At 39.5% G+C, this 12,438-nt stretch carries 14 protein-coding genes; 3 read left to right on the forward strand and 11 right to left on the reverse strand.

Annotated features, from left to right (window positions below):
- Positions 1 to 48 precede the first annotated feature (48 nt).
- The 3 genes from A9P82_RS01885 (at position 49) to A9P82_RS01895 (ending at position 3,146) form a co-directional block, all read left to right on the forward strand.
- Positions 49 to 381 carry a YbjQ family protein gene (locus A9P82_RS01885; protein ID WP_066203593.1) on the forward strand — a complete coding sequence of 111 codons (333 nt, stop codon included), beginning with the start codon at positions 49 to 51 and terminating at the stop codon, positions 379 to 381.
- A gap of 149 nt (positions 382 to 530) precedes the next feature.
- Positions 531 to 2,483, forward strand: a complete 1,953-nt coding sequence (gene glgB, locus A9P82_RS01890; RefSeq protein WP_082915169.1) for a 1,4-alpha-glucan branching protein GlgB — start codon at positions 531 to 533, stop codon at positions 2,481 to 2,483.
- Between the two features lie 72 nt (positions 2,484 to 2,555).
- A complete protein-coding gene (locus tag A9P82_RS01895) occupies positions 2,556 to 3,146 on the forward strand; it encodes a peptidylprolyl isomerase (RefSeq protein ID WP_066203596.1) in 591 nt (196 codons plus the stop codon).
- Here A9P82_RS01895 and rlmB read toward each other — a convergent pair.
- The 11 genes from rlmB to trpD all read right to left on the reverse strand — a co-directional run bounded on the left by rlmB (position 3,141) and on the right by trpD (position 12,438).
- On the reverse strand, positions 3,141 to 3,905 hold the full coding sequence (gene rlmB / locus A9P82_RS01900; protein ID WP_066203599.1) for a 23S rRNA (guanosine(2251)-2'-O)-methyltransferase RlmB: 765 nt from the start codon (positions 3,903 to 3,905) through the stop codon (positions 3,141 to 3,143). The genes A9P82_RS01895 and rlmB overlap by 6 nt on opposite strands.
- A gap of 119 nt (positions 3,906 to 4,024) precedes the next feature.
- Positions 4,025 to 4,846, reverse strand: a complete 822-nt coding sequence (locus A9P82_RS01905; RefSeq protein ID WP_066203601.1) for an N-acetylmuramic acid 6-phosphate etherase — start codon at positions 4,844 to 4,846, stop codon at positions 4,025 to 4,027.
- A gap of 15 nt (positions 4,847 to 4,861) precedes the next feature.
- Entirely contained in the window at positions 4,862 to 5,473 is a 612-nt protein-coding gene (gene hisH, locus A9P82_RS01910) for an imidazole glycerol phosphate synthase subunit HisH (RefSeq protein ID WP_066203603.1), read from the reverse strand.
- Positions 5,474 to 5,689: 216 nt separating this feature from the next.
- Positions 5,690 to 6,460: a tryptophan synthase subunit alpha gene (trpA, locus tag A9P82_RS01915; RefSeq protein WP_066203606.1), complete on the reverse strand. Its 771-nt coding sequence runs from the start codon at positions 6,458 to 6,460 to the stop codon at positions 5,690 to 5,692.
- 98 nt (positions 6,461 to 6,558) lie between these two features.
- Positions 6,559 to 7,158, reverse strand: a complete 600-nt coding sequence (locus A9P82_RS01920) for a GNAT family N-acetyltransferase (protein ID WP_066203611.1) — start codon at positions 7,156 to 7,158, stop codon at positions 6,559 to 6,561.
- A 21-nt stretch (positions 7,159 to 7,179) separates the two neighbouring features.
- Positions 7,180 to 8,361, reverse strand: a complete 1,182-nt coding sequence (gene trpB, locus A9P82_RS01925; protein WP_066203614.1) for a tryptophan synthase subunit beta — start codon at positions 8,359 to 8,361, stop codon at positions 7,180 to 7,182.
- A gap of 14 nt (positions 8,362 to 8,375) precedes the next feature.
- Positions 8,376 to 9,407 carry a hypothetical protein gene (locus tag A9P82_RS01930; RefSeq protein ID WP_066203617.1) on the reverse strand — a complete coding sequence of 344 codons (1,032 nt, stop codon included), beginning with the start codon at positions 9,405 to 9,407 and terminating at the stop codon, positions 8,376 to 8,378.
- Positions 9,407 to 10,123, reverse strand: a complete 717-nt coding sequence (locus A9P82_RS01935) for a phosphoribosylanthranilate isomerase (protein WP_231891185.1) — start codon at positions 10,121 to 10,123, stop codon at positions 9,407 to 9,409. Before A9P82_RS01935 ends, A9P82_RS01930 begins: the two co-directional genes overlap by 1 nt.
- Positions 10,124 to 10,126: 3 nt before the next feature.
- The gene (trpC, locus tag A9P82_RS01940) at positions 10,127 to 10,921 is read right to left on the reverse strand and encodes an indole-3-glycerol phosphate synthase TrpC (protein WP_066203619.1); all 795 of its coding nucleotides are present in this window, start codon (positions 10,919 to 10,921) and stop codon (positions 10,127 to 10,129) included.
- Between the two features lie 58 nt (positions 10,922 to 10,979).
- Positions 10,980 to 11,411, reverse strand: a complete 432-nt coding sequence (locus A9P82_RS01945; RefSeq protein WP_066203621.1) for a GNAT family N-acetyltransferase — start codon at positions 11,409 to 11,411, stop codon at positions 10,980 to 10,982.
- A gap of 25 nt (positions 11,412 to 11,436) precedes the next feature.
- On the reverse strand, positions 11,437 to 12,438 hold the full coding sequence (trpD, locus tag A9P82_RS01950) for an anthranilate phosphoribosyltransferase (RefSeq protein ID WP_066209476.1): 1,002 nt from the start codon (positions 12,436 to 12,438) through the stop codon (positions 11,437 to 11,439).

Here is a 12,438-nt window from a genome sequence, read left to right on the forward strand (position 1 = left end):
AATTTCAACTCGCTTTTTTGTATTTTTATACCAAACTAAAACAAAAAAATGGACACAACACTCATTACCACAAGCACAACTTTGGAAGGCTATAATGTGGTAAAACAATTAGGGCTTGTACGCGGCATCACAGTTCGTTCGAGAAGCGTGTTCGGAAATTTTGCAGGCGGCATTCAAAGTCTGTTTGGCGGAAAGCTTAGTGTTTTCACGGAACTCTGCGAAAAAACAAGAGAAGAAGCCTTGGACTTAATGATTGAACACGCACGGCAATTAGGCGCCAATGCCGTTATCAATATGCGCTACGATGCCAACGAAGTAATGAATGGAATTACCGAAGTGCTTGCGTATGGAACGGCTGTTGTGGTTGAAGAAGTGAAATAAGATTTAGAAAAATTACTATTGAGTCGTTTATTATTTATTGGAACTCTGCCGACTTCATACCTTTTTAACCTGCCGGTTTCATGCAGTCTGTTTCTGTTGTTGCAATTCATAATTCATTCGTATCTTGCTTATTCATAATCTTTATAATCATGAGTGAGCAAATGCCGCCGTACGAAGAACAATATTTTATCGATACATCCAAGCCTGTATGGAACTATTCTTTGTTTACAGATGATGATATAAAATCTTATCAATACGGTACGCATTGCAGACTGTATAAGTTATTTGGAAATAAACAAATTACTGTCCTTAACACGCCGGGAACATATTTTGCTGTATGGGCGCCAAATGCCCGATACGTCTCGGTTATAGGAGATTTTAACCATTGGAATAAAGATGCCCACAAATTAATTGTTCGTCAGGATTCTTCCGGTATTTGGGAAGGATTTATTCCGAATGTTGCAGTGGACGAATTGTACAAATACTGCATCATTACCGCAGATAATGAAACGCTTTACAAAGCCGACCCTTTTGCTAACTTTGCAGAGAAACGTCCTAAAACGGCATCTATTACTCATACCTTAAATTACAATTGGCAGGACGATTTATGGATGAAGAAAAGAAAGAAAATCAATGCGCTCAATGCACCATTTTCCATATATGAAGTGCATCTTGCGAGTTGGATGCGACCCGATAAATACAACGAAGAATCGTACAATACCTATCTCAACATGATTGATTTGCTTGTGCCTTATGTGAAAGAATTGGGGTTTACGCATGTTGAGTTTATGCCTGTGATGGAACATCCTTTTGACGGAAGCTGGGGTTATCAGGGAACAGGATTTTTTGCCGCTACAAGCCGCTTCGGCAAACCTGAAGATTTAATGAAACTAATTGATACGTTGCATAACGAAAATATTGGTGTAATTCTCGATTGGGTGCCTTCGCATTTTCCTGCAGATGCTCACGGACTCTACCGTTTCGACGGCGAACACACTTATGAATATGCCGATATGCGCAAGGGATTTCATCCCGACTGGAACTCGTATATTTTCAATTATTCACGTGGCGAGGTACGTAGTTTTTTGTTGAGCAGCGCCCACTTTTGGTGCGACCGTTTTCATGCGGACGGGATACGTGTGGATGCCGTGAGTTCCGTACTGCGACTGGATTACAGCCGGGAAGAAGGGCAATGGGAAGCTAATATTCATGGCGGCAACGGCAATCTTGAGGCAATTGATTTTATAAAGCTGCTGAACGAAACTTTATACCGGGATTTCCCCGATATACAAACTATTGCAGAAGAATCTACTGACTGGTCTAAAATAAGCAAACCAACATTTGAAGGAGGCATGGGTTTCGGTATGAAATGGATGATGGGCTGGATGCACGATACGCTGAAATATTTTAAACGCGAGCCGGTTTATCGTCCGTATCATCAGAATGATATTACGTTCAGCATGGCGTATTTTTATGATGAAAATTTTATGCTGCCTTTGAGCCACGACGAAGTCGTTCATGGTAAAAGCCCGATGCTCTACAAAATGCCCGGCGATGATTGGCAGAAGTTTGCCAACCTTCGTTTGTTGTATTCATATATGTTTCTGCATCCTGGGGCAAAGTTGTTGTTTATGGGCAATGAATTTGCAGCTACCGGGGAATGGAATTATAAGAGCGAACTGCAATGGGATTTGCTAATGTGGCAAAGTCATCAGGGCATGAAAGAGTGTGTAAAAGCGCTAAACAAATTGTACCGGGAAGAAAATGCTTTGTACGAAAAACAATTTGAACACGATGGCTTTGAATGGATAGACTTAAAGCATGAAAGCGAGGCTGTGCTTGCATTTAAGCGCAAAGGCTTGAAAGCCAAAGACGATATTTTGGTTATTTTAAATATGCTTCCCGAAGTGCGTTGGAATTGGAAAATTAATGTTTTCGGAAAAACAAAATGGACAGAAATTTTCAATAGCGACAGTCAACTTTTTTGGGGAACTGATGAAGTATATAATCCCAATATTGACATGCAGGAAATAGATAAAGCCGCAAAATATTTTGAACTGAATGTACATTTGCCGGCGTTGAGTGCGGTTGTGTTGAAGTGATAAGAACAACACGGCATCCGTCATTTCAACATAAGGAGAAATCTCAAAGACATTGAAAGTTAATTATTAAAAATGAAAAAACTCTTCTTTATTCTTACCACTATTTTATTAGTTTATGGTTGCACTTCGCATCATAAGTACACTAATCCTCATGTATTAATTACAACAAAACTCGGCGATATTGAAGTGGAATTATATCCAAAACAAGCGCCTAAAACCGTTGCCGCATTTTTGTCTTATGTTGATTCCGGATTGTATAGCAGCTCAAATTTTTATCGTGTATTGAACAGAGATAATCAGCCGTCCAATGCTTCGAAAGTAGAATTAATACAAGGCGGCATCTGGCAAACCAATCCTGCGAAATATGCAACACTCAAAGGCATTCCGCACGAAAGCACCAAGAAAACAGGGATTCTGCATAAAAACGGCACAATTTCTTTGGCACGTGAAGAGCCCGGCACGGCAACTTCGGAATTTTTTATCTGCATCGGCGACCAGCCGGGTTACGATTCCGGCGGTGTGAATAATCCTGACAAACTGGGTTATGCAGCATTCGGTCGTGTGGTAAAAGGGATGGATATTGTATTGCAGATTTATAACAGGAATGAGAATAATCAATACTTTGATCCGCCGATTCCGATTTATAGCATTAAGCATTTATAATCTTTGCTTCATCGCTTCATACAACGAAATACCTGTGGCAACAGAAACATTCAGCGAATCGAAATCGCTTTTCATGGGAATGGAAAATTTCTCGTCCGCAGCTTTTGAAATATAAGATTGAACACCGTTTTCTTCGCCGCCCATTACAATGCAGCAAGGTTCGGTAAAATCAATTTCAAATATTTTTTTCGAGGCATTCATTTCGCTCGTAAAAACTTTGATGCCGTTCAGATGCAGGTCATCAACGGCTTTCAGCAAACTGTTCACACGGCAAATCTGAATTTTTTCCAACGCGCCTGCGCTGCTTTTTACCGCGTCTTCGTGCAACGCGCCTACGCCTTTATCGGGAATGATAATCGCATGGACACCTGTACAGAGCGCACTCCGTGCAATCGCGCCAATGTTACGCACGTCCGTAACGCCATCGAGCATCAATAATAACGGAACTTCGCCATTGCCGTTAATCCAATCAATCACTTGCTGCAAATCCTGATAAATAACCGATGACTTAAACGCAACTACACCCTGATGATTGATATTGGTTAATTGGTTCAGCTTTTCATTTGGCACATATTGAATAGGAATATTGAGCTGTTTTGCTTTGTTGCGAATGTCATTAATGACATCGCCCGAAGCATTTTTAAAGAGCAATATTTTATCGATGTTATCGCCGCTGCGCAAGGCTTCCAGCAAAGGATTGCGCCCCGCGATAATGTTTTTCTTGGATTGATAATTGTTGGTACTTTTCTTAAAAGACATTGATTGAATTGATATAAAGTTGTTACACAAAATTGCACTAAGCAAATGCAAAGTTACATAAAGAATTCACTGCATAACTCCGTGAAAAAACTTTATAAACCTCTACGGATTAATTCTCTTTAACTAAACACAAAATTTTCTTCCGCTTTTGCAACGCTTCCATATTTCAGCAGCAATTCTTTCGCCTTTTGGTAATCATCAATATTGAGATTATTCATGAGCATTCTTGTTCCTCTGTCGATTAGTTTTTCATTCGTCAGTTGCATATTTACCATTTGATTGTCGTGAACTTTGTTCAGGCGAATCATGGTAATGGTAGAAATCATATTCAGCACCAATTTTTGCGCAGTTCCGCTTTTCAATCTTGTACTTCCCGTCAAAAACTCCGCGCCTACAATTACTTCGACCGGATAGTCCGAAACCTGTGCCACATAAGCATTTGCGTTGCAAGTAATGCAGCCTGTGGCAATATTATTTTGTTTGCAATTTTCCAAGGCACCCAACACGTAAGGTGCGCCGCCGCTTGCGGTAAGCCCGATTACGAAATCTTTCGTAGATATTTTTTCATTCAGCAAATCCTGCCAGCCTTGTTCATAATCATCTTCTGCGTTTTCAACGGCATGGCGCAAAGCCGTTTCGCCACCGGCAATAATGCCGTTTATCAAATCTTCAGGTACGCCAAAAGTTGGCGGGCATTCGCTCGCATCCAACACACCAAGACGTCCGCTGGTGCCTGCACCGATATAAAACAAGCGACCGCCGAGCTGCAATTTTTCAACTACTGCATTGATTAGTTTTTCTATCTGCGGAATGGCTTTTTGTACAGCTTTCGGCACGCATTCATCTTCTTTATTCATTCCCTCAAGCAAATCTTTCACGGGCATTTTTTCCAGGTGCCTGTACGGCGATGGTTGTTCTGTAACTCTGACATAATCTTGCATAATCCTGCATTTAATTTATATATTCTCCGCAAAATTACGCAAAATTTGCTCTCCTACTTCCGCACTTTTTTCAGGATGAAACTGAACGCCGTAAAAATTGTTTTTGTGCAAAGCTGTACTGTACGGCTGCACATAATCGGCAGTTGCAATAGTATGCTCACCTAAAGCAGCAGCGTAACTGTGTACGAGATACACATAACTGTTTTCCTGTACGCCCGCAAACAACGGCGATTGCAAATTATAAATATTGTTCCAACCAATCTGTGGAACTTTCAGCAGCCTCACCCCGTCCCTCTCCAAAGGAGAGGGTGAAAATAGCTTCACATCTTCATCAAAAATGCCCAAGCATCGCGCATCGTTTTCTTCGCTGTGGCGGCACATCAGTTGCATTCCCAGACAAATACCCAATACGGGTTGTTGCAGGTTTTTGATGAGCGTATCAAGATTACGCTCGCGCAAATATTTCATGGCGCTGCTCGCCTCGCCCACGCCGGGAAAAATCACTTTGTCGGCGGATAAAATTTCGTTCTCGTCATCCGTAACTTTTGCCGAAAAACCAATGCGCTCCAAAGCATATAAAACCGATTGAATGTTGCCTGCGTTGTATTTGATGATTGCGATGTTCATGTGAATAATTATTAATTAAAAATTGTTTAAGGCTTAAAATATTTGAAAACCTTTGCACGTTCCGAACTTGTTGCGGAATCTAAATACCTGAAATAAAATAGATACCGAAATAAATTCTTGCGACTTAAATTAATTATTTTATAAAAAGATTATCAAAATTTTCGCTGTGTGAAGCGTCTTCGCTTCACACGATTATTCTATCGCTTCATAGCGATTTCAAGGCAACACCGATTGCAAAAATTCTTTCGTAGCCGTTTCAATATCATCTGCATTTTGTAATGCTTTGATATACGCACTTCCGATAATTGCGCCGTTGGAATATTTGCAAACCGATTGAAAAGTTACTTTGTCCTTCACGCCGAAACCCGTTAAAATCGGGCATTTCAGCGAATACGACTGCAAGCGTTGCAAATATTTTTCAACATCTTCAAAGCTTTTATCTTTTCCTGTTGTGGACGAAGAAGAAACGGCGTACAAAAATCCGGAACTCAATTCGTCCAGTTTTTTCACGCGCTCTTCTGAAGTTTCGGGCGTAACGAGAAAGATAAAATCCAATCCGTATTTTTTCATGATTGCGCTGTACTCTTTCTCAAAGCTTATTTGCGGCATATCAGGCAAAATCAATCCGTCAATTCCGATAGCCGAAACATCTGCACAAAATTTTTCAAAACCGTATTGCAACACAGGATTTAAGTAACCCATCAGTACAACAGGCACAGAAATATCTCCTCTGAAATTTTTTAATTGCTCCAACAAGACTTTTATCGTCATGCCGTTTTTCAGAGCCACACTCCCACTCTGCTGAATTACTTCGCCGTCCGCCAAAGGGTCACTGTACGGCATTCCCAATTCTATTAAATCGGCGCCGTTGTTTTGCAACGCTTTCATTACTTCCAACGTGCTGTTTAACTTCGGGAAACCTGCAGTACAATAGACATTCAGCACGTTTTTGTTTTTATTGTCGAATAAGTTTTTTATTCTGCTCATTTATTTATTTTTTCAAAATTAAATCGCCTGAGGCGATAGAATAATCGTGTGAAGCGAGGACGCTTCACACAGCTATATCCTCATACACTTTTTTGGGTTTATAATTTCTTCCTCAAATTTTCTTTTACATGACCAAACCATTCATCTTTTAAAATGCTCAACACAATTGTATCACGTCTTCCATGTTCCATTGTTTTGTGGCTTCGCAAAACACCTTCAACTACACAACCAATGCTTTTCATCGCTGCGATACTTTTTTCATTTGTGTTATCTGCTTCAAACTGAACGCGCTCCATTTCCATTTCTTCAAAAGCAAATTGTAACAACAAATATTTGCAATGCTTGTTCAATCCTGTTCCCTGAAAGTTCTTTCCATACCATGTAGAACCGATTGAAGTTGATTTGTGTAAAAATGAAATATCATAAAATCTTGTGCTGCCTGCATATTCGTTTTTCGCTTTATCAAAAACAACAAACGGATAATGAATTTTATTCTCTCTTGATAATATAGCCATATCAACATATTTTTTCAGATTCTCTTCGCCCGCTGCACCTGCATTAATCGGCGAATACTTCCAAAGCTCAGGTTCGTTCAAAGAAAATACACGTAAATGCTCGTCATCAGTGACTTTTAACGGACGAAGCAGAACTCGTTTGTCTTCTAAAACGTAATCTTTATTAAAATCGAAACTTAACAATTCTTAATTCTTAATTACTAATTATCCCATCGCTTTCATATAGGTATCCATATCCTTATCGCCTCTGCCGCTCAAACAAACTACAACAACATCTTCTTTTTTCAAATCCAGTTTCTTCAGTCCTGCCAATGCGTGCGAACTTTCCAGCGCAGGAATAATGCCTTCCAACCTTGTTAAATTAAATGCTGCTTCCAACGCTTCGTCATCAGTTGCACTTAAAAATATTCCTCTTTTGCTTTCAAACAAATGCGCGTGCAAAGGACCAATACCCGGATAATCCAAACCTGCGGAAATGCTGTGCGGTTCTACCACTTGCCCGTCTTCGGTTTGCATTACAATACTTTTACTGCCATGCAAAACGCCAAGCGTTCCAAGCTGTGTCGTAGCTGCGCTCATACCTGAATTTACGCCGTGTCCCGCTGCTTCAATGGCAACAAGTTTCACGCTTTCTTCATTCAGATAATGATAAAAAGTTCCTGCCGCATTGCTGCCGCCACCAACGCAGGCAACTAAATAATTAGGCAATTCACTATTTGTTTTTTCTTTTAACTGCTTTCTTATTTCTTCGCTGATGACGCTTTGAAAACGCGCCACCATATCGGGATAAGGATGCGGACCAACAACACTTCCGATTACATAATGCGTGTCCGCAGGATTGTTAATCCAATCGCGGATAGCCTCATTGGTGGCGTCTTTCAGCGTTTGGCTTCCGCTTTTTGCAGGAACGACTTTTGCGCCGAGCATCTTCATTCTCGCTACATTCGGCGCTTGTCTTTCTATATCAATCGCACCCATGTACACGATACATTCCAAACCTTTTAACGCACAAACTGTTGCCGTTGCCACGCCGTGTTGTCCCGCACCTGTCTCGGCAATAATGCGTTTTTTGCCTAATCGTTGTGCCAATAAAACTTGTCCGATGGCGTTGTTGATTTTGTGCGCGCCCGTATGATTGAGGTCTTCTCTTTTTAAATAAGTTGTTGCGCCGATTTGTTCGCTTAATCTTTCCGCCAAATACAACGGCGACGGACGACCGACGTAATCCTTTAATAAATATTGAAATTCTTTCTGAAAAGAATCTTCGTACATTATCTCAAGATATTTCGATTTTAATTCTTCCACATTCGGATACAGCATCTCGGGAATGTACGCTCCGCCGAAGTTTCCGTAATATCCGTTTTCGTCTATTTCTATTTTACTCATTGAATTTTTATTTTTTAAAAGCTGAACATATCATCCATAAATTCGCTGATTCGTTGCTGCCTTTGCTGATATTCATCAAGCGTTCTGCCGATAATTGTTTCAAACGTTTGATACAATGTCATCAACGAAAATGAAACATCGCCATCATAATCTTTGATTATTTTTTTACTGCCGTCTGTATAATAAATTGTCGTTACAATCGGCAACTTTTCATCTTGTATTGATGAATTATAAACGGTGCTATCGCCTCTCAACGGAATGCTGCGCATCAAAGAATCAACGCTTCCCCACAACGCGGTTGTCATTCTCGCCTTAAAAGTTGACGGCGTTTTAGAATCGGGCTGCATAATGCTGATAACCACGTTTGCATATTTTTCATTCAACTTCTCAACACTCAACTCTTTGTATGTATCAGGCTGAAAATCCTTTACCAGATAATCAATTTTTTGTATATTTTTTTCATATAAATATTGCGAGTAATTCACAAAATTATCCAGCATATTGTGATAGCGCAACGTATCAATTTTCAAAGGCAGCTTTAACGCTGCGTCTGCATCGGGCTGCCAACGATAAACTTTCAAATAATTGACAGTGTCGCTTGGAAGCACGTCAAAATACGAAGGAAATTTATCCAATTGGTCATCTATCAGATTCAGTTCCACATAACCGTTTCCACGTTGCGAAAGAAACACCAGCAGTTTGAAAGTGCTTGTATTCCAGTCTTTCGGGCGACGAGCGATATATCCGTTCACGATTAAATCGGGCTTTCCATCGCCGTTCACATCTGCCTTTTGCCAACTCGTGTGCTGCATATTTTCTTCAACGGAAGCGACTTGCTGTGTACTTAAATTATAGTAACTTTTCCATTCTGTTCCATCCGTTAAATAAAAATGATTCCATTGCGGCGCATTGTCTTTATCATAATTTTCCTGCTTCACATACGCTAAAACATCTGCATCGGAATTGACTTGCTGAACAGTTATATTCTGTGAATGAGCATAAATATTTTCTACTAAAAAAATTATGCTAAAGAAAATCTTCTTCATTAAACTAAGTTTTTAATTTCTTGCAGAAACTTTTCGGTTTTCGGAATATTTTTTACGCCGGGAGAAACCTCAAACCTGCTGTTTATGTCCAACGAAAATAAATGTTTTCCCGCATCCGTTTTTGTTAAAGAATGAATCGCTTCAATATCGTTTTCGTCAATGCCGCCACTCAAAAAATACGGTTTACTGATGAACGAATTTTGCAAAATATTCCAGTCAAATTTCTTTCCTGTACCGCCATAATTTTTGGACGAAGTGTCGAACATAAAATAATCTGCAACATCAGAATAATCCTTTATTTTTTGTTCCAAATCTTCGGCGTCTTTCACGCCAAATGCTTTAATCACAGGCTTTTCAGAAGAAATAATTTTTACAAATTCCGGCGATTCATCACCGTGAAGCTGCACTACATCAAGCCTGCAATTTTTTATTTTTAGAAAAATTTCTTCTGCCGAAGCATTTACAAACACACCGACATTTTTAAAATTTCTATTGATATTTTTTATTTCATTTTCCGATAAATGATTCAACACATAGCGTGGCGATTTTTCGTAAAAAATAAAGCCGACGAAATCTGCGTTTAAATCGTTCAACGCATTTATTTGTTCAACTTGCGTCATGCCACAGACTTTAATTTTCATAATCAAATTTTTATTTTGGTCGGCAGAGCCGACAGAATAAAACTGCGCGGCGAAGACGCCACACAGAGCATCCACATTTTAGCTTTCTATTACTTTTAATTGTTGAACATAATTCTTAAATGCTTCGCCCGGGTTTTCATGTTTCATAAAATTTTCGCCAATTAAAAATCCTTTGAAACCCGCGCTGCGCAACTGTTTTACCACTTCCACATTATCAATGCCGCTTTCCGCAATTGCTAATTTATCTTTCGGCAATTTGTTGAGTAAACGAATGGAATTTTCAATGTCCACTTCAAATGTTTTTAAGTTGCGGTTGTTCACGCCAACGAAATCCACTTCGTCGCAAACGCACGCCAATTCATCATCTCCGTGAATTTCGAGCAACACTTCCAAATCCAGTTGCTTTGCATAAGTTGCCAATTCTTTCACACGTTGCGGATTTAAACAAGCTGCAATCAACAAGATAACATCCGCGCCGTTTGCACACGCTTCAAGAATCTGGTATTCATCAATCATAAAATCTTTTCGCAAAATCGGAATATTATTCTGTCTTGCCATTTTCAAATCTTCCAACGAACCGCCAAAGAAATCTTTGTCCGTCAAAACTGACAAACAACTTGCACCGTTTTCAGTATAAGCCTTTGTTACATCTTCAACTTTTGCATTGGCATTGATAATACCTTTCGATGGCGAACGGCGTTTAAATTCCGCGATAATGCCTGTTTTATTTTTATCTGTCAAAGATGCTTTCAAAGAAAAAGGCGTTCGCTGAAACATTGATGAACGCTGCAATTCAGCCTCACTCACTTTTTGCTTTGCTTCGGCAACTTCTTCAATTTTTCGTTTGACTATTTTTTCTAAAATGTTTTTCACACACTAAATTTTTATTACACGAATTTTATCAAATTACACGAATTTAAACCTCGATGATTCACGGAGTATATTTCATAAAATATTTCAGTTCATCTTCTTTCCAGACTTTAAAATTCATTCTTTTATATAAATTAATCGCGCCTGTATTGAGTTTCAACACTTCTAATGAAACTGTTTTATTTTGTTTAAAAATTTCACTCAATAAATATGTTCCGATTCCCTTTTTCTGAAAATCAGTTGTGATAAAAAGGCTGCCGATAAAAATCTCATCTTCGTTTTCTTTCGTCTGGATAAATCCTGCAACTTCATTTTCAAACAGAATAAATTTTACTTCTTTATACGAAGTATTTTCTTTTAAAAACTGTCGTTGAAAATTTTCTTCCCATCCCCAAACCAGCTCCACATAAGGCTTTATGGAATTTTCTTTGATTTGATACATCAAATCATAATCGTCTTCTGTCGCGTTTCTCAAACTTATTTTATCATTCATTTTGTTTTCCAATTAATCCCAAAAATCAACCCAAATCCTCGTTCAGACTTATTAACTTCTGTAAACATTGATGCGCTTTTCCGCTTTCCAGGCTATCCACCGCCGCACTAAAAGCGTCATCATAAGTTGTATATTTTCCCGTACAATGCAGCGCCATCGCGGCATTTGCCAGTACAACGGAATTTTGCGCCCAGCTTCCTTTGCCATTGATAATTTTTTTAAACAAACCCGAGGCTTCTTCCAAAGTGTTGCCGCCGAAAATATCCTGCGCATCCACTTGCCGTTTTCCCAACTGTTCCGGCGTGGCAATGTATTCGCCTTTATCGGATAAAACTTTGGTGTCGCTCGTCAAAGAAATTTCGTCATAACCATCCAAACTATGCACAATCGTAAACGCTTTGCCGCTTTGCTGCAACAGATAATTATACAAACGCGCCATTTCCAAATTATAAACGCCCAGCAACTGAAACTTAGGTCCGGCGGGATTTACAAGCGGACCGAGCATATTGAAAAATGTTCGCAATCCAAGATTTTTTCTAATCGGCGCAACAGTTTTTAATGCCGGATGAAACGCAGGCGCATGCAAAAAACAAATATTTGCTTCATCCAATTCTTTCTTCAGCAACGCTTCATCAGACTTGAATTTGTAACCCAATTGTTCCATTACATTCGACGAACCGGAAATCGAAGATGCGCCGTAGTTTCCATGCTTTGCAACTTTTTGCCCTGTGCCTGCAACAATAAAACAAGCCAACGTTGAAATGTTGAAAGTGTTTTTTCCGTCGCCACCTGTGCCGACAATATCGATTAAATCATTGCCTAAATCAATCTTTACGGAAAGCTCCAAAAGTGCGTCAGTAAAGCCTTGCAGCTCGTCAATGGTAATGCTGCGCATAAGAAACACCGTAACAAACGACGTAATTTCATACTCGTTGTACAAGCTTTTGGAAATATTGATTAAGGCTTCTTTTGCCTGCTCGCGCGAAAGTGTTTTATAGTCGAATAAATATTGTAATAACTTTTTCAT

Source organism: Arachidicoccus sp. BS20 (assembly GCF_001659705.1).
Taxonomy (GTDB): domain Bacteria; phylum Bacteroidota; class Bacteroidia; order Chitinophagales; family Chitinophagaceae; genus Arachidicoccus.